The 18,822-nt window shown below is 45.5% G+C and carries 11 protein-coding genes; 4 read left to right on the plus strand and 7 right to left on the minus strand.

Annotated features, from left to right (window positions below; all coding sequences use genetic code 11):
• The 4 genes from B3D59_RS11500 to B3D59_RS11515 all read right to left on the minus strand — a co-directional run.
• On the minus strand, window positions 1-379 hold a 379-nt coding region (locus B3D59_RS11500), incomplete at its 3' end, for a 3-methyl-2-oxobutanoate hydroxymethyltransferase (RefSeq protein WP_286819881.1).
• A 29-nt stretch (window positions 380-408) separates the two neighbouring features.
• The gene (locus B3D59_RS11505; RefSeq protein WP_286819883.1) at window positions 409-2,610 is read right to left on the minus strand and encodes an acetate--CoA ligase family protein; all 2,202 of its coding nucleotides are present in this window, start codon (window positions 2,608-2,610) and stop codon (window positions 409-411) included.
• Window positions 2,607-3,200, minus strand: coding sequence for a TetR/AcrR family transcriptional regulator (locus tag B3D59_RS11510; protein WP_286819884.1), 594 nt, complete (start codon window positions 3,198-3,200; stop codon window positions 2,607-2,609). The genes B3D59_RS11505 and B3D59_RS11510 overlap by 4 nt, the downstream gene beginning before the upstream one ends.
• Window positions 3,201-3,706: 506 nt before the next feature.
• Window positions 3,707-4,666 carry a D-2-hydroxyacid dehydrogenase gene (locus tag B3D59_RS11515; RefSeq protein ID WP_286819885.1) on the minus strand — a complete coding sequence of 320 codons (960 nt, stop codon included), beginning with the start codon at window positions 4,664-4,666 and terminating at the stop codon, window positions 3,707-3,709.
• 459 nt (window positions 4,667-5,125) lie between these two features.
• Between B3D59_RS11515 and B3D59_RS11520 the strand changes: the two genes are divergently transcribed.
• Window positions 5,126-7,348, plus strand: coding sequence for an NADP-dependent isocitrate dehydrogenase (locus tag B3D59_RS11520; RefSeq protein ID WP_414646535.1), 2,223 nt, complete (start codon window positions 5,126-5,128; stop codon window positions 7,346-7,348).
• A 76-nt stretch (window positions 7,349-7,424) separates the two neighbouring features.
• Here the strand turns inward: B3D59_RS11520 and B3D59_RS11525 are convergent, their stop codons facing one another.
• From B3D59_RS11525 to B3D59_RS11535, 3 genes are all read right to left on the minus strand, one after another.
• A complete protein-coding gene (locus B3D59_RS11525; RefSeq protein ID WP_286819887.1) occupies window positions 7,425-8,768 on the minus strand; it encodes an HDOD domain-containing protein in 1,344 nt (447 codons plus the stop codon).
• Between the two features lie 10 nt (window positions 8,769-8,778).
• Window positions 8,779-11,823: a PEP/pyruvate-binding domain-containing protein gene (locus B3D59_RS11530; RefSeq protein WP_286819888.1), complete on the minus strand. Its 3,045-nt coding sequence runs from the start codon at window positions 11,821-11,823 to the stop codon at window positions 8,779-8,781.
• Between the two features lie 66 nt (window positions 11,824-11,889).
• A complete protein-coding gene (locus B3D59_RS11535) occupies window positions 11,890-13,095 on the minus strand; it encodes a THUMP domain-containing class I SAM-dependent RNA methyltransferase (RefSeq protein WP_286819889.1) in 1,206 nt (401 codons plus the stop codon).
• A 536-nt stretch (window positions 13,096-13,631) separates the two neighbouring features.
• On the opposite strand from B3D59_RS11535, the gene B3D59_RS11540 reads away from it, so the two are divergent.
• The 3 genes from B3D59_RS11540 (at window position 13,632) to B3D59_RS11550 (ending at window position 18,450) form a co-directional block, all read left to right on the plus strand.
• Complete coding sequence (locus B3D59_RS11540) at window positions 13,632-17,099, plus strand: pyruvate carboxylase (RefSeq protein ID WP_286819890.1); 3,468 nt, start codon at window positions 13,632-13,634, stop codon at window positions 17,097-17,099.
• 487 nt (window positions 17,100-17,586) lie between these two features.
• Complete coding sequence (locus tag B3D59_RS11545) at window positions 17,587-18,027, plus strand: Hsp20/alpha crystallin family protein (RefSeq protein WP_286819891.1); 441 nt, start codon at window positions 17,587-17,589, stop codon at window positions 18,025-18,027.
• Window positions 18,028-18,063: 36 nt separating this feature from the next.
• Window positions 18,064-18,450 (plus strand): Hsp20/alpha crystallin family protein, encoded by a 387-nt coding sequence (locus B3D59_RS11550; protein ID WP_286819892.1) that lies wholly within the window; start codon window positions 18,064-18,066, stop codon window positions 18,448-18,450.
• The last annotated feature ends 372 nt before the right edge of the window (window positions 18,451-18,822 follow it).

Genomic DNA, 18,822 nt, shown 5'->3' on the forward strand with positions numbered 1-18,822 from the left:
AAATGGCAGGACAGACAGCAGCACCGCCTTCAAGTTTTACAGCTGTGGCACCGGCTTCCTTTAAAAACCGGCCGGCGTTTTCAACGGCCTTTTCCATGCTGCTCTGGTAGGACATGAAGGGCATGTCACCCACAACCAGGGCTCTTGTGCAGGCCCGGGTCACAAGTTTGGTATGATATATCATTTCATCCATGGTCACGGGCAGGGTGGTGTCCCAACCCTGAACCGCCATGCCAACGGAATCGCCCACAAGAATGACGTCAATTCCGGCACGATCCACCATGGCGGCAGAGGGATAGTCATAGGCGGTGAGGGCGGTAATTTTTTTGCCCTCCTGTTTCATCTTCATCAGGCTGGAAGTGGTAATTTTTTTGCTCATGAGTTTCTCCTGATTTTTCGGTTTGTATACTAATTTTTTGTCGAATCAAGCCAATTTCTGTACCGGACCATTCCGGCCAGCGCCTTGACAGCACGTTCCGGTGAAGGAAAAAATACCCCTTTATAGTCCAGATCGTCATAAGGGTAAAGGGTGCGGCTCCGTTCATCGGTTAAAAGACTGACGCCGATGACTGGTTTGTTGTATTTATTTGTCATTTCAACAATATATCGAGTATAGTCCTCCTCTTCCTTGATATAGCCTGCCATAAATATGTCTGCTGTTTCTCTTGTTATGCCGGGATCTGTTTTCAGTACAGCTTTTGCCATGGCATTAAACAGGATGCGTCTGCCGTGGATGCCCAGGTGAATGACCGCATCACACCCATCCCATTTTAAAAGTTCCTCCAGGCAGATCATGGGTATTTCAGGGTCTCTTTCGCCCACAATATCCACGGGGTTGCCATGGCTCCAGAAAGACGGCAGGCTCTTGTTAAGCCGTTCAATGATTTCTCTGGACAGTTTTGGCACCTCAAGCCCGTATTCTGAGCAAAGGTCTGTGGTAACCACACCCCATCCGCCCCCCAGGGTCATGATGGCGACACGTCCCCCCTTGGGCATGGGCAGGGATGAAAATACGGTAGACATATCCAAAAGTTCCATGGGTTGCTCCACCTGGATGATTCCGGCCTGGGTGCAGGCCGCATTAAACACCCCTGCATCCGAGGCCATGGCCCCGGTATGAGTGGAGGCTGCCCTTTCCCCCACCTGGGTTCTTCCGCCCTTGAGCACCACCACGGGTTTGTTTTTTGACAGTTGGGCAGCAGATTCAAAAAACCGGCGCCCGTCTTTCACGCTTTCGATATACAGCACTACGGTGCGGGTGAGCTCATCAGGTTCAAGGGCCTGCATATAATCTTCAATTGTGATCATGGCTTCATTGCCTGAGCCTACAAATACCCGGATACCGATGCCCTGTTGCTCGGCAAAGGCCAGAAGCTGGGTGCCAAGATTGCCCGACTGGGACACAAGGGCGGTGGAGCCGGGAAGAGGAAGGGCATTGGCACCGGAAACGTAAAGAGATGCATGGGGATTGCACAGGCCCATGGTATTTGGGCCGATCACCAGAATACCGGCCTTTCGGGCTGCGGCCATGATCTCATCCTCAAGTTGTCTGCCCTGGTCCCCGACTTCCCTGAATCCGCTGGTGATCAGCACCATGCCTTTGACATGTTTTTTTTCAAGGAGAGGAATCAGGTCCATTACCCGGGCGGCAGGTACGGTTACCACGGCCAGATCCACATCGCCTTCTATGTCACCAATGGTTTTGTATACATGCCGGCCCATAATCTTGCCGCCCTTGGGATTAATCAGGAAAATTTCGCCTTTGAACCCCCCGGCATAGGCATTTGTGGGCAGCAGATGACCCCATTTTCCGGGGAGTGCAGAAGCGCCCACAAAGGCAATGGTTTTGGGATAAAAGGTGCTGTATAATGCCTTGAAATTGATTTTTCGATGCACACAGGCGTCACAGCTTTCGGTTTTTTCAAGAATCATCAGCCCGTCAACTGCCACGGGTGACCCGTCCGGACTGATAATTAAAGGATTGATATCAATTTCCCGGATGCCTGGACAGGCCATGGCCAGGTCAGACAGGCCTCTGAGCACAGATTTAAGTTCCGGGCGGTTTACAGCCGCCTCCCCCCTGAATGATCCCAGCAGGGCATTGGCTTTCAAGTTATCCAGCATGTCATCAAGGTCTGCATCGGACAATGGGGCAAGCCGCAAAACCATGTCCTTCAAGGCTTCGGTGAGCACACCCCCAACCCCGAACATGATCACCGGGCCAAAATGGGGGTCTTTAAATATGCCTGCGGTAAATTCCCTTCGACCCTGGAGCTGGGGCTGGACCAGGAAGGCTTCAAAACTTTCGCCGGCCCGGGATTTCATCCTTTGAGCTGCTTTCTTCAGATGCACCTCATTGGTGATGCCCACTTCCACCATTCCGGCTTCGGTTTTATGCAGGATCTGTTTTGCAATACCCTTGAGCACAACAGGGTAGCCGACGGTTTGGGCAGCGCCATCGATATTTTCAATGGATTCCAGTCGTATTTCCGGCACCACGGCAATTCCCAGTTTTTTGAAAATATTTTTTGTCCGGTCCTCGTTGAGGTTTTCGATCCCGCTTTTGATGTAATTGCTGATGGTGGCCGCGATCTCTTTGAGTTGGCTCATGGTTTCACTCCGTTGAAAATGATGTCTGAAATACCGGCAGCAGTTTTTTTTATGTCCAGGGGTTTTCCGAAAATAACCTCCCCCAGACAGGCATGTTCAATGGCCCCTATAATAACTTTTCGTAAAAGATAGGGGTCCGTATCGGCAGCGATTTCCCCTGAGGCAATACCTTCCCGGATAATTTTAAGAATGGTTCGGGCATATACAGTAACCATTTCATAGGCGCCTGAATTGAAAAATGCCTGGGAATTTCTGACTTCAAGCAGCAGAATTTTGGACAGCAGGCGGTTCTCCAAATACTCTTCAAGGCTGGCAAGAATAATAAGGTCGAGTTTTGCAATACTGGATGTGGCCTGGGTCATCCGGATTTTTATTTTTTCATGGAATTCCTGGAAATGGCCATTAAGCACCTGGTAGAGCAGGTCTTTTTTATTTTTAAAATATTTGTAAATCAGTCCTTCGGTGACATCGGCATTTTTGGCAATCTGGGCCGTGGTAATGGAGTGGAAATCTTTTTCCTGCATCAGCCTGGAAAAGGATGCCATGATTTTTATGCGCCCGGGGGGATCTGGTTTTTCTTTACCGGTCATATAAAACAGCCTGTCTGGTGTAAAAATGTTACGTGAAGGAAAGAAGGTAAGTGATACTTACTCACAAATATGTATTCTGTCAACATGAAATCAATTTAAAAAAAAATAATCTGCCATGGCACTATCCTGATTCAGGCACCTCGACATATTTTCGACTGGTTTTGAACCGGTTTTCAACAATCAGACAGTTTTTTTTGAACCGCTTTAAGATCATGATGTAAAGCCTCTTTTTATTTGTTTTAAACATATTTATAAACACAATATTTGTCGGTTTTTAACATGATACTATGGTTGTCGATATTTTATTAACATCGTTTTGAACATGTTGGACAGGTGTTGATAAAAGATAAGGAGAACTCTATTATTTTTCACAGACAGAAACGCAGGGATGTGTTAGGGGGGACTCGGAAGAAATAAATTGCGCGCAAAACCTGCTGAATTTATTTCTTCCGAAAAAGTTGGATTTCTTCTTTTTTCTCAATTAAAGTTGATCAAATGAACCCCTTTTATTTTCTGGGTACCACGTTTTGAGGATTTCCTGCCAGATAGCTTTTTATATTTTCAACGGCTATAGACATCAGCCGTTCCCTTGATGCAATCGTTGCCCAGGCAATATGGGGCGTAATGTAACAGTTTTTAGCTGTCAGCAACGGGCAATTCTTGTCCGGCGGTTCTACATCCAGGACATCCATCGCAGCTCCGGCAATACGACCTTCATTTAAAAAATCTGCCAAATCGTTTTCAACAATCAGGGGCCCCCGGGAGGTGTTGATCAAATAGGCCGTTTTTTTCATTTGAGCCAGGGACTCTTTGTTTATCATTCCTTTTGTCTGCGGCGTGAGCGGACAATGCAAAGATATGATATCACTGCTGTGGATCAGGTTGTCCAGATCCGAATAGGTGATTCCATCAGGAAGATCAGGGGGAACAGAGCGGTTGTAGATCAGAATGTTCATCCCGAAAGCCAATCCGATCCGTGCCACGGCTTTGCCGATACCGCCATAACCGACAATGCCTAAGGTAATGCCTTCCAATTCTACCAAAGGATAATCCCAATAGCAAAAATCCTTAGATGCCGACCATTTTCCGTCCGTTACCGTCTGACTGTGGTGTCCAACCCTGTTTGTCAGTTCCAGAATCAGGGCAAAAACCATTTGCGCTGACGAAGAGCCGGAATAGCCGGGAACGTTGGTAACAGTAATCCCTGTTTTTTTTGTATATTCAAGGTCGACGACATTGACCCCTGTTGCTAAAACCCCGATATACTCAACCTTGTTCATTGCCGCAATGTTTTCAGCCGTCAGCACGGTTTTATTTGTCAACACAATATTGGCGTCAGTTGTTCGTTCCAAAATATCTTGCGGACTTGTCCTGTCGTAAACCTTGAGCTCTCCAATTTCCGAAAATTTTTCCCAGTTGAGGTCGCCCGGGTTTAGTGTATATCCATCAAGAACAACTATTTTCATTTTTTCACCTTCCTTCTTTATTATTATGTCCAAACAAGTTAGGAGATGTGCATCATAAAAAAATTTAAGTCAACGATATTTGGGTATCACATTCACCACCGAAAAATAATAAACTAAAGAGAGGGGTTAAATCAACACTGATAGGGTTCTGTAGTCCCTTAACATGCTAAATTTTTGTTGTATACAAAATTTTGAAGTAATTTCTATAACAGTCTTGATTTGCACCTTGTTGAATGCTATTAAAGTTCTGATTTGTTCTTTGTGATTTAAGAACAGATTGATTCATACCGTTGAAACCTTAGTATTGTTTGTATGTTATGGGTCAACTGCTCATGGCCTGTGAATTCGCCGTATGTGTTTGCAAGATGAAAGGCCTTAAGTTCAAAATGGATTATTTGATCGGGCTTTTATCTTAACATAATCGTGTTAGATGTTTTAAACCTAAACTTCAACAGAGGAATAAACATGACTGAAACAATTAGATGGACAAGAACCGATGAAGCACCCTTATTAGCAACGCATTCTTTGCTTCCCATTGTTAACTCTTACCTTAAAGGATCCGGGATTGAAGTCGAATTAAGAGATATCTCTCTGGCGGGCAGAGTCTTAGCTAACTGGTCTGACCGCCTGAAAGACGATCAGAAAGTGTCTGATGATCTGGCATTTTTGGGCCAGCTTGCCAAAACCCCTGACGGAAATATTATCAAACTTCCGAATATCAGTGCTTCTGTTCCTCAATTGAAAGGCGCTATCAAAGAGTTACAGGCTGCCGGATATGATGTTCCCGATTATCCTGATGAACCCAAAAATGCTGAAGAAGAAGCCATCAAAGCCCAATATTCCAAGAACCTGGGCTCTGCCGTTAACCCCGTATTGAGGGAAGGCAACTCCGATCGTAGAGCTGCTGTAGCGGTTAAAGAATTTGCCAAGAAAAATCCCCACTCCATGGGTGCCTGGTCTCCCGACTCCAAAACCCACGTTGCTTCCATGACCCAAGGCGACTATTACGGAAGTGAAATTGCAACAACTATTGAAAAAGCATGTACCATTAAGATCGAACTGGCTGGTGCAGACGGATCAACCACTGTTCTCAAAGAAAAACTTGCCCTGCAGGCCGGTGAAATTATTGATGCCTGCGTGATGAGCAAAAAAGCGCTTCGTGCATATCTTGCCAAAGAGATCGAGGATTGCAAAAAGCAGGGTATTCTGCTGTCAGCCCATCTTAAAGCAACCATGATGAAAGTGTCCGATCCGATCTTCTTTGGTCATGTTGTTTATGTTTACTTCCAGGAAGTTTTTGACAAACATGAAGGCATTTTCAAAGAGCTTGGCGTCAATCCCAACATGGGTCTTGGCGATCTTTACGCTAAACTTGCGACGTTACCTGCTGCCAAAAAAGCAGAAATTGAAGCAGATATCCAGGCCTGCTATGCAAAAAGACCGCCTCTGGCCATGGTTAATTCCGACAAGGGAATCACCAACCTGCACGTTTCCAGTGACGTGATCATTGATGCTTCCATGCCCGCAATGATCCGTAATTCAGGTAAAATGTGGGGAGCCGATGGAAAGGCTTATGATACCAAAGCCCTGATTCCTGACAGAGCATATGCCGGTGTTTTCCAGGCAGCCATTGAAGACTGCAAGAAAAACGGCGCTTTCAATCCTCCAACCATGGGTACCGTACAGAACGTTGGTTTGATGGCACAGAAAGCCGAAGAATACGGTTCACATGACAAAACATTTGAAATGAAGGCCGCCGGAACCGTTAAAGCTATCGATGATTCAGGTAAAGTTCTGCTTCAGATCGCTGTTGAAGAAGGCGATGTTTTCAGAATGTGCCAGGTAAAAGATGCTCCGGTTCAAGACTGGATCAAACTGGCCATTAACCGTGGCAAACTGACCGGTTATCCTGTTGTTTTCTGGCTGGATAAAAACAGAGCTCACGATGCCGAACTGATCAAAAAGGTTGATAAATACCTGCCCAACCATGATACATCCGGTCTGGAAATCAAGGTCATGGCACCGGCTGAAGCATGCACCTATTCCTGCGGTCGTGTAAGAAAAACACTGGATACCATTGGTGCGACCGGTAACGTTTTAAGGGATTATCTGACTGACCTGTTCCCTATTCTTGAACTTGGTACCAGTGCCAAACTGCTTTCCATCGTTCCCTTGATGGCAGGTGGCGGCCTTTTTGAAACCGGCGCCGGCGGATCTGCTCCGAAACACGTCCAGCAGTTCCTGGAAGAAGGCCATTTAAGATGGGATTCTCTGGGTGAATTCCTGGCATTGGCTGAATCCATTGAATACATTGGCAACAAAGGCAACGCCGCTGCCAAACTGTATGCCAAGACTCTGGGCGAAGCCAATACCAAGTTCTTGGCTGAAGGAAAAAACCCCTCTCGTAAAGTCAAAGAAATTGACAACAGAGGCAGCCATTTCTACCTGGCAATGTACTGGGCAGAGGCACTTGCCGCCCAGAACGACGATAAAGCTTTGAAAGCAAGATTTGAAAAAGTTGCTAACGCAATGCACGAAAACGAGAAGAAAATTGCCGATGAGCTGCTGGCTTCACAGGGTAAACCTGTTGATATCGGTGGTTACTACCACATTGATTTCGATAAAACCTCTGCTGCCATGAGACCTTCCGCAACTTTGAACAAAATCGTTGATAACGCCTAATTAGCTTATCATCTGACATTCTTAAGCCCGGCCGCTGAAACACATTTCGGTGGCTGGGTTTTTTTATATCCATCCATCAGAACGCACGGCAGGTCTTCTTAATCATGGGATGAATCTGCTTGATGATTGAAAAAACTTTTTCAGGATCCAGGCCCAGAACCTTCAGGGCTGACAGGCCGGATAGTTTTTCTATGATTTCATCGTGGTCCAGTTCAAATTCATCGCCGGTTTCCAGGGCAAGATCGCCTTCTTCAAGTTTAAGGGTATTGTTTTTATCCTGCTTTGAAAAAAAGCCAAACCCCAGTTTTTCGGACAGGGAATCGGCAAGGCTGACTGCAAGCAATTCCTTGTCTGTATCCTCTTCAAACTGCTCCCAGTGATGAATTTCGGCTATTTTTATAATCTGTTTGGAAAAGTTCATTTTTTTAAGCAGAACCCCGCCGAAGGTCGTGTGAATTTCGTGAATGACAAACTGCAGATCCTCATCACTGATACAGAGGTCCGGATACATGTCCACAAAGACCTTCATCAAAAGCATTTTGCCGATATCATGGACCAGGCCCATCAGGAAAACGGTTTCCAGGTTATCAAGTCCTTTTTCCTCGGCCAGGCGTCTTGCCAGGGTGGCCACAGCAAAGGAGTGAACCCATAATTTGTCCATTTCGGTTTTAAGTGCTTCATTTTCTGAATCAAAAAGGTTTTTTGTTGCAAGGGCCGAACATACGCCCAGGGTATGTTGAAGGCCAAGCCTCACCAGTGCACCGTTAAGGCTGTTTACATCGTCCAGACCTTTGTAAAGGGAAGAGTTGGCAATGGTGATAAGTTTTCCTGATATTACCAGATCCTTTTCCACAATTTTTGCCAGCTCATCAACAGAGGGGTCTTTGCCGGCCAGCAGTTCCTCAATTTCCTTAACAATGCTCGGGAACACCGGCAGTATGATTTTTCCCGAATAAAACCGTTTGATAATTTCGGCCACCCCGGCGCTGTGGAACATGCCTTCTTTGGCGGTTTTTTCTGCGGTGGCAGGCTCAAAGCCCAGCTGGGACAAAATTTGGATCAACTGGACATGGCTGACCGGTTTTGTGAGGTACCCGTTGCACCCGCGTTTGATGCAGGCATTTATTGTTCCCATGTTCATTCGGGCGGTTATCATTAGAATTTTTACCCGGTCTTTTTTGGAAATTTTGTCCTGAAGCTCTTTTTTTCGAATATGTTCAAGAAGTTCCTGGCCACCCATGCCGGGCATGGATACATCAAGGGTTATGATATCAAATGGGTGTTTTTCCGCCTTTGCCTTGTCAAGTTCTTCCAGAGCCTTTTTAGAGCTATCCACAGCTACGCAAGTACCCATATGTGTCATTTTTGCGAGCAGAATATTTCTGGACATCTCTTCGTCATCTACGATGAGAATTTTCATCTATCCGTTCTTATGGTAAGTTTACCCCAACGTTGGCGTTTATTACTGGAATATCATCCATGATATCGGTTTCGGATTCGCCAAGGTCCTGCATGATTACAGCCTGGGATGTGGTGCCGTCCACCAGGATTTTTAGGGACCTGTCAAACCGGATATGCTTCAGATACCGGGTGGCAGTGGCAGGTTCCAGGCTATAGAGAAAATCATAATCAATAAAATCGTTGCACTTGTCCTCTACGGTTATATAGGAAATGCCAAGGGCGGTGATATTCTGAAAAAAATGGGATCCCTGGGAAAAATCCGCTCTGATGCTTTCAATGGTGGTCTCTACCATGACCCCCACGTTGGAAATATCGTTCCATGCCACGGGAATGCCCAGCCACCGGTCCGAAGACCCCCAGCGTCCTGGTCCGATGAGTACATATTTTGTTCCGGTATCATTGAACATGGCATTGATTTTATTAATTTCCTCTGCCATCAGAGGCGTTTTATTCGCTTCAAAGGTTTTGGGATCCACATACACGATATCCCGGATATCCTTATATTCCCCATTGCCAAGGGAATGGGTGGAATGGCACAATGCATTTTTAATCTCTTTTTCCGTAATTGTTACCCCAAGTTTTTGCTTATATTCGCACATGGGCCGGATCTGGAGCAGGGAGAAGCGCGGCCTTGACCGGACACCTTCAACGGGAAGGTCCACGGCAAACTCCACTTCAACGGATGTGCCCATCCAACGGACGCCTAAAGCAGTGACTTCGGACAGGATTTCTGCCAGGGGAAAGGCGTTGTATTTCAGGATATTAGCAAAAGTGAGTACAGGAAATTCTTTGTCTGAAAAGTGGTCCCGGATGCGGTTATCCTGCATATTAAAGGAGGAGCAAAGCATCCGGACGGCCGGATGGTCCTTGGCATCGGCAATGTATAGTTTGGTCAGACAGGGATCTTCACCAATGCCGAAAAATTTTTCATGGGTCGGGAATTCATCCATTTTCAGGGCGTAAAAATATTTTTGTGAGTTTTCCAGAATATCATCAATCATGGAAAACTGGGGCAGAAATTGTGGATACTTCGGGCAGAGCCGAAGGGTTTTCCCGCCGTCCATAACAATTTTTCCAAGCCCCAGCGCAATGTAAGAAATGCCGTCTTCGGCTTTGAGATGGGCAATGGGATAGAAATTATAGGAGAGGGCAACCCCTGAGATAGACGGGTAAAAATAGTTTTTGTGCCGGGTACCGGTGATTTGCTGAAGCACCACGGCCATCTCTTCGTCCTGGGTTCTGTGCATGGTGGACTGGGTATAGGATCTCGGGGCTTTCAGATATGTTGAGGCATATACCAGCTTTACGGCCGTGATCAGTCGCTCAAGGCGTTTTTCAGTGCTTGTATCGGTATTCGGCAGCATATAGGTTTTATAAAGTCCGGCATAGGGCTGGTAATGAGCGTCCTCAAACAGGGACGAAGATCTGACGGCAATGGGGTAATGTACATTTTGAATATAGGCCTTTAATCTCATTTTCAGCGGGCGGGGCAGTTCTGCTTTAAGAAAGTGTTCTATCACTTGGGCGTCATCCGGGATTTTGTCCTGTTCTATAAGCCGGAAGAGCTTGTTTTCCTCCACAAACATATTGAATCCGTCCGTGGCAATGACAAATGTCTGGGGGATGGTAATGTCAATTTCCGGGAATTTTTGGCTCAAAGAGAGGTCTATGCCCAGTTGATGGGACATGAACGCAAGTCCTCTTGCCTTGCCGCCCAAGGATCCTGTTCCTATTTTCATGAAATCCGTGTCCGAGTCAAATTTTTCAGGGTCAAATTCAATGACAAGCCCCTGGCGGGAGTCTTTCCGGCGGGCACGGATGCGCTCTATGAGAAACCGCTTAATTTCTGATGCGTCGGTAAAATCGTCAATGGTGTAGGGTTTAAGGCTTAGGGCAAAATCAACTTCGTTGCGGGCAAGCAGCCATCTGGAAAAATCATTGTGCCTGGCATGATGAAGCATGGATGCATCGGGGAGATCCGGCAGCAGCTTTTCGACCTCTCTTAAATTGGAAGCCCGGGCGATTTCACTGCTGTCCGGCATACGGAACACAAAGGCCCCGAATCCCAGATGTGTGACAAAAAAGCTTTTGATCTGGTCATGGAGGTTATTTGAATTTTTATTGATAAACTCGGCGGGTATGGTTGCTGCAATGTCCCGATTTTTTTCCTCAGTACTCAGGATCAGGACGGGCAGATTCGGGATTTCAGATTTGATCCGGGTTAAAAGTTTGCAGCCGGCATAAGGATCTTCCTGGCCGTTCATGACGTAGCGCATATCCGTGAAAACGCTGAGCACATAGGGTTTGTAAAGCTCAAACAGGGTCATGGCCTGGTCATAGTCGTGGGCCACAAGGATTTTGGGCCGGCCCCTCCTTTTTAAAATCCTTTGCTCTTCATTAATGGAATCCTCCATGACCGACTGGGTCTGGATGACAATGTGTTTGTACAGGACCGGCAGTAAAGAAGAGTAATGATAGGGGGAATCCTCTACCATTATAATGACCCTGACCTTTGCATTTTGTGTGTCAAAGGCCACATTTTTTTCATCTTCAAAATTTTTTATGATGGCCAACAGCAGGTCGGCCTTTCCTCTCCATATATAGGTCCGGTAAACAGCGGATTCAGGCTCTGCATCCGCATACCGATTAATATCGCAGGTGTTATGAAACAGCAGGCAAAAGGGGATCTGTGAATATTGCTCCTTCAGCTGTCTGCCAAAGGTGTATACATCCATCCCGGCCAGTCCGGGCATGGCAAGAACCAGGTCAAAAGGTTTGCTTTGAAGTTGTTCAAAGGCTTCCGTGACTGAGAAGGCAAAGGTCAGTTTCGGGGGTTTGGACAGATTCAGCCCCTTATATTGATTGATAATCCGGTTTGAAAGCCGGCCCTCTTCTTCCATAATAAACGCATCATAGGGGCTGGATACCAGAAGGATATCCGCCACCTTATAGGCCATGAGTTCATGATATATTTTTATGGAAGGTCCATCAGCGGCTGTTTCGTCTGTTTTCATGACTTTTCCCGAGCGGCTTAATCCATGTCCATGTGATTTTCACTTTCAAAAATTGTTTTTTAAAAATCAGTATAACTGGTATTTTACTATCTTTCCATCCAACCCCCCGATTTCCAGGTTTTTTTTCCATGAAGGGGCCAAGGGCAGATGTTTGATAAAGCCCGGGTCGCCAAAATAGACATAGGCAGTACAGCTTTTGCACTGTTCCTTTAAAAATTGGCCAAGGTCTTTGTAAAACAATTTCATGTTCTGGTCCTTGCCCATTCGGATCCCGTAAGGGGGATTGGTTACAATGAGCGTGTTTTCCACCCGGTTAAGCTGTCTGAAATCTGCCAGCTCCACGTCAATCTCTGCACCATAGTGAAGTCCCATCAGGTTGGTTCTTGTGGCTTCAACGGCAAGGTCGGAAATATCGCTGCCCCGGATAAGTCCCCTGGGAAGTGGCCGGATGGCTTTGTCTGCCGCGGCTTTAACCGCTTCCCATTCCCGGACATTAAAATCAGGCAGGCGCTCAAATCCGAACTGTTCACGAAAAATCTGGGCCGGAATCCGGCTGTAATGCATCAGGGCTTCGCACAGAAGGGTTCCGGATCCGCACATGGGATCCAACAACGGTTCTTCTCCATTCCATCCGCTTAAGGCAATAATGGCTGCGGCCACGGTTTCCTGCATGGGGGCAGAAACCCTGGCTTCCCTGTATCCCCGCTTGTGCAAAGGCCCTGAAGCTGCGTCAATGGAAATGGCGGCCCGATCTTTATGGATATGGACATTGATCATGATCCAAGGCGACTCGGTATCTACTGAAGGCCTGCGGTTGCTCCTGTCCCTGAAATAATCGGCAATGGCGTCCTTGACCCTCAATCCGGCAAAATTGGAATGGTTGATCTGTGACTCGGACACGTTGGACGCAATGGAAAAGGTTTTTTGGGGTGTTAAAAACTCTTCCCATCGGATTGTTCTGGCCCCCTTGTACAAGTCATCCTTGTCCTTGCATTGAAATTCGACCAGGGGGACAAGCATCCGTGACGCCAGGCGGGAAAGGTAGACTATTTTATAAAATGTGGATTGATCCGCCTCAAACCAGATGCCCCGAAACACCGGTTGTGTATTTTTTCCACCAAGATCCTGGATCTCTTTTAAAGCCAGATCTTTGACGCTTTCCGCCACCTGGGCAAAATAGCGGGATTCCCGCTCGTAAATATATTCAAGTTTTGCCAGTTTTCGGGTTCTGCCCTGTCCCTTCTGGAGAATGGCCTTTTTGGGTATGTTCAACTTAGGTTCCTTTGTCTACTAAATTTCAATTCGCAATTTTATATCAGATTCTTTTGCTATCCGGCAAGATCGATAAATCCTTGGATATAATTCGGTTGTACTCTCCTGGTCGCGGATTCCCACGCTTATCTCTTTTCAGATGACGCCCGGATCAATGGAAACAGCTTTTAAGCCAAGCCTTTTTTGATTCTTTTCCGCGTCAATTAATGATACCCCAAACCTTTATTGACAGGTCATTACGCGTCAAAATAAAAAAAATAGATTGATAAGCGTTTCCTAAAATATAGATTGACAAGCGTTTCCTATTTTATTAAATTTTTAATTTTTTCATGGAATTATTAATTTTTTTTATAGAATTTTATAGAAAAAAAAGAATTAGGGACGGTTCTCCAAACCATTGATTGATTTAAAATACGCCATAACGGACGTAGTAAGGCAGTGGAAGGAACTTTTACCGATTTTGGGATTGAAGAATCTGTTGTCGATGCTGCAAACAGATTGAAGGAGCGTTATTATCTAAAACAAGGATATGTAAAATGTATGTTATGGGAAAAAAAATAAAGCGTCTCTTGATTGCCAACCGCAGTGAGATAGCTATCCGTGTAACACGTGCGGCACATGAGCTTGGACTGGAAACTATTGCTATCTACTCCCAGGAGGACCGATTTGCACTTCATCGGTTTAAAACCGGTGAAAGTTATTTGATCGGAGAAGGAAAAGGCCCTATTGAAGCCTATCTGGATATTGAAGGGATTGTTCGGCTTGCCAAGGAAAAAAATGTAGATGCCATCCACCCCGGATACGGATTTCTCGCAGAAAAGCCGGAATTTGCTGAGGCGTGTGCTGAAGCCGGCATTATATTTGTCGGGCCGTCTCCGGATGTTATGCGCAAACTGGGGAATAAGGTTTCTGCCCGCAAGGTGGCTATAGAGGCGGGAGCCCCTGTTGTTCCGGCAAGTGGTCCATTACCTTATGATGATAAAAAAATCATTGAACTCGCTGAAGAGATTGGCTATCCGATTATGTTGAAAGCCAGCTGGGGCGGTGGCGGCAGAGGCATGCGGGCTGTGGAAAGCACAAAGGAGCTTTTGACCCAGGTTGATGCCGCCCGCAAGGAATCCAGCGCTGCGTTCGGAAGTGATGAAGTTTATTTTGAAAAACTTGTCAAAAGAGCCAGACACCTTGAGGTCCAGATTTTGGGGGACTCCCAAGGAAATATCATTCATCTATATGAACGGGACTGCTCTGTTCAAAGAAGAAATCAAAAGGTTGTTGAAAGGGCGCCATCCACGTTTCTTTCAGAGGAAAAGCGCCAGGAATTGTGTAATGCAGCCCTGGCCATTGCCAAAAAAGTAGGATATGAAAGTGCCGGAACCGTTGAGTTCCTGATGGATATGGAAAAAGAAAAGTTCTACTTCATGGAAGTCAATCCAAGAATACAGGTAGAACATACGGTAACAGAGGAAGTAACCGGAATTGACATTGTCAAGGCGCAATTAAGAATTGCCCAGGGAATGCTGATCGGAAGTCCTGAAAGCCTTATTCCTACCCAGGAGAATGTGAGACTAAGCGGCCATGCCATTCAATGCCGTATTACCACGGAAGATCCTGAAAATAACTTTATTCCAGATTACGGAAGAATTACAGGCTATCGGACAGCAGCAGGATTCGGCATTCGTCTGGATGCCGGAACCGCTTATTCCGGGGCAATCGTTACCCGATATTTTGATTCCCTTTTGACAAAAGTAACCGCGTGGGGCGCAAATGCCGAGGAAGCTCGTTTGAAAATGAATCGGGCTCTGACGGAATTCAGGATTCTGGGCGTTGCCACAAACCTGCAGTTTCTACAAGGCCTGGTTAATCATCCAACGTTCATAAATGCCGAATATACCACTAAGTTCATTGATGAAACCAAAGAGCTCTTCACTTTTACCAAAAGACGTGACCGGGCAACCAGACTTCTTTCATTCCTTGGAGAAGTTATTGTTAACGGAAATGAGGACGTCAAAAATAGACCCGTTCCGGCATTACATGTGCATCAGCCTACCGTACCCAAATATTCTGCAAAGCAGGCCCAGCCGGGACTCAAACAATTGCTGGACACTGAAGGACCGCAGGCCGTTGCAAACTGGATGAAAGCGCAGAAAAAACTGCTGATTACTGATAAGAGCATGCGTGATGCCCATCAGTCACTTCTTGCCACCAGGGTGAGAAGTTTTGATCTTGTGAACATTGCACCAACGTATGCTGCGCTTTTGCCTGACCTGTTTTCAGTAGAGTGCTGGGGCGGCGCAACCTTTGATGTTGCCATGCGGTTTTCCAAAGAGTGTCCATGGGAACGGCTTCAGGGATTGCGTGCGGCCATGCCGAACCTTTTGACACAAATGCTGCTCAGAGCTTCCAATGGTGTGGGGTATACCAATTATCCGGACAACGTTATCAAGTACTTTGTCAAACAGGCTGCTGAAAACGGAATGGACCTTTTCCGTGTTTTTGATTCCCTGAACTGGGTCGAAAACATGAGATTGGCGATGGATTCGGTTCTGGAAAACAATAAAATTTGTGAAGCCGCCATATGTTATACAGGTGATATTCTGGATCCCAAAAGGACCAAATATAGCCTGAAATACTATGTTGATATGGCAAAAGAGCTGGAAAAAGCCGGTGCCCATATTTTGGCGATTAAGGATATGGCAGGATTGTTAAAGCCGGCTGCGGCAAAGGTGCTGATTGAAGCCTTAAAGAATGAAATTGGTCTGCCCATTCACCTTCACAGCCATGATACCAGCGGCATTGCCTCAGCAACACTGCTGTCGGCAGCAGACGCAGGCGTTGATGCCATTGATGCGGCAATGGATGCCATGAGCGGGTTGACCTCGCACCCCAATTTAGGTTCCATCGTGGCCGCACTTAAAAATACCCCGCGTGATACCGGCATGAATTCAGAATCCCTGGCAATTATTTCCAACTACTGGGAAAAAGTAAGACAGATGTATGTCGGTTTTGAAAGTGAATTTCACAGCGGCACCTCTGAAGTTTATCTGCATGAAATGCCGGGCGGACAATATACCAATCTGCGCCAGCAGGCCAGGGCACTGGGCATTGAAGAAAGATGGCCTGAAGTGGCAAAGGTGTATAGAGATGTAAATCAGATGTTCGGTGATATTGTAAAAGTCACGCCAAGCTCCAAGGTGGTTGGCGACATGGCTTTGTCCATGATTACCAGCGGTCTGACCAAAGAAGATGTTTTGAATCCGGAAAAAGAAGTGTCGTTCCCGGAATCCGTCGTTAGCTTCTTTAAAGGAATGATGGGACAACCTCCGGGAGGATTTCCCAAAGAGTTGCAGAAAAAGATATTGAAAGGTGAAGAACCCATTACAGTTCGTCCAGGACAACTGCTTGAGCCTGTTGACATGGACTCAACGCGTGCGGAAGTAGAAAAGCTGGCAGAAAGGAAAATTTCAGACTGCGAACTTGCTTCCTATTTAATGTATCCGGATGTATTCATTGATTACACCAAGCATCGCAGGACCTATGGAAATGTGAGTGTGCTTCCAACGCTTAATTTTTTCTATGGAATGAAACGGGAAGAAGAACTTTCTGTTGATCTCGCGTCCGGAAAAACCCTTATTGTTCGTCTCATGGCCAAGGGAAAGGCAGATGAAGAAGGAAAAAGAGAGGTCTTTTTCGAACTGAATGGTCAATCCCGGATTGTTAAAGTACCTGACCGCTCGAAAGCGCCGGAAAGAGCACCAAGGGAAAAGGCCAACCCGGCTGTTCTTGGTGAAATTGGTTCACCAATGCCGGGTCTGATCTCTGCCGTTTGCGTTACTGAAAACCAGGAGATCGAACGAGGGGATGTTCTTGCTACCATTGAAGCAATGAAAATGCAAACCAATGTGCTCTCTGATGTCTCCGGTATTGTTCAACGAATTGTCACATCCGTTGGAACACAGGTTGATGCAAAAGATCTGCTGATTGTTATTAAGCAGGTAGAAGATTAATTCAGTTTTTTTTGACTTAGTATAAAAAAGGCCGATGCACCCAATAGGTGAATCGGCCTTTTTTATAACGGTCATGTCTTGACGGACACAACAAATAATGAAAGATGTGAGTATTGAGTATTGAGAAAACAGCTTGTTTTAAATCTCACTACTCACTACTCATAACTTTCTTATAAAAAACAAGGTAATAATCCTTCGTCATAATATCACCTCCTTATAAAAATCCTCAATTGAACAATATCAAGATTCATATTTGAATTGATCAATAGATGATCAAATATAGTAATAAAAATTATATTGACATGAAAAAAAACAGAATTAAATTAGGCAAAAAATAGAGATGACAAAAAATAGAGATGATTTTGTGGGAGCAAAGGTATCAGGATAGGATCGACAAACCTTAAAACTTTCATAAAGACGTCGATTCTACCAGCCCGAACGCTCCATCAATATTCTAAAATAACAACTATTTAAAGGAGGAATACTTATGTTTACGAGAATCAGTGATCTTGACAGATTGTTCGGGACCATGAACCTTCTTCAAAAAAGACTGGACAATCTTTACGGCGACTATGAAAAATCATCCGGTTACAGATGGGGATTCGAACATACTGCTCCCCGGACCAATCTTTATGAAAATGGTGACAATTTTGAAATCAGGGCGGAAGTGACGGGACTTGAAAAAGGCGACTTGAATGTAAAAATTCAGGGGAACTATCTTGAGATCAGCGGTCAAAGGAAACCCGATGCACCTGAGAATTATAAAACCCATAGAACGGAAAGGGGTATCGGGTGTTTTTCCAGAAGTTTTACACTACCGGCAGATGTTGATTCCACCAAAGTTGAGGCCACATTAAAAGACGGTGTGCTGTACCTTACCCTTCCCAAGCACGAGGCTGCGAAACCCAAAAAAATCAGCATCAGCTAAATCGTCAATGAAAAGTTTATGCAAAGGAGGTTTACCATGGATAGGAGCCAGGAAATAGTCAAACAGGAAGAAAAAAATATTGAAAAAACCAAGGAATTATATAAAGCAACCCCTGCCGTTGATATTTATGAAAATGAGGACGAAATACTTATCTATGCCGACATGCCCGGTGTTGTAAAAGACGATATATCTGTTGATATAGACAACGGCACCTTATCGATATCCGGTCTCAGAAAATTGTCTGTAAACGGTTCGGTCACCTACGAAGAGTTCTCAGATGTTGAATATGTAAGAAATTTTTCCGTACCCCAGACCATTGATGTTGAAAAAGTTGAGGCTGAACTGAAAAACGGTGTATTACGGCTGCATCTGCCAAAGTCTGAGGCAGCCAAACCCAGACAGATTGAGATAAAAACCGCATAATACCCCCCAAATTAACCCGGAGTGTTTATCAATCGCCTTTAAAATCGAGAAAATAACTAATTCGGGAAGCTTTCTCCGGGTGGCTTCCCATCTCTATCCCCTATATTTACCATCTTAGGGACTTAGGTAAAAAACTATTCAAAATTGGTGAGTTATTTTTTTTTCGCATCCCCTACCCTTCTGCTGCCTGGTATCCTTTGCATAGCATTCGTGAAATCGTCAAGGTCAAAATCCTTTTTTAAAATTGAATTTACAAGTTTTCTGATACGATTAAGTGTGGGGTGTCCAAAAACGCGGTTTTAAGGCTATTTTTTTGGCTCTCCGATATTTTCCGTGGTTGTAATTTGGGTACTCACCCGCTATTACTTTGAT

This window comes from Desulfobacter sp. UBA2225 (genome assembly GCF_002348205.1).
GTDB classification, from domain to species: Bacteria; Desulfobacterota; Desulfobacteria; order Desulfobacterales; family Desulfobacteraceae; genus Desulfobacter; species Desulfobacter postgatei.

Coding starts and splice junctions, on each gene's coding strand:
- B3D59_RS11505 (WP_286819883.1), bottom strand. CDS start 2,610: ATGAGCCAACTCAAAGAGATCGCGGCCACCATCAGCAATTACATCAAA.
- B3D59_RS11510 (WP_286819884.1), bottom strand. CDS start 3,200: ATGACCGGTAAAGAAAAACCAGATCCCCCCGGGCGCATAAAAATCATG.
- B3D59_RS11515 (WP_286819885.1), bottom strand. CDS start 4,666: ATGAAAATAGTTGTTCTTGATGGATATACACTAAACCCGGGCGACCTC.
- B3D59_RS11525 (WP_286819887.1), bottom strand. CDS start 8,768: ATGAAAATTCTCATCGTAGATGACGAAGAGATGTCCAGAAATATTCTG.
- B3D59_RS11530 (WP_286819888.1), bottom strand. CDS start 11,823: ATGAAAACAGACGAAACAGCCGCTGATGGACCTTCCATAAAAATATAT.
- B3D59_RS11540 (WP_286819890.1), top strand. CDS start 13,632: ATGTATGTTATGGGAAAAAAAATAAAGCGTCTCTTGATTGCCAACCGC.
- B3D59_RS11545 (WP_286819891.1), top strand. CDS start 17,587: ATGTTTACGAGAATCAGTGATCTTGACAGATTGTTCGGGACCATGAAC.
- B3D59_RS11550 (WP_286819892.1), top strand. CDS start 18,064: ATGGATAGGAGCCAGGAAATAGTCAAACAGGAAGAAAAAAATATTGAA.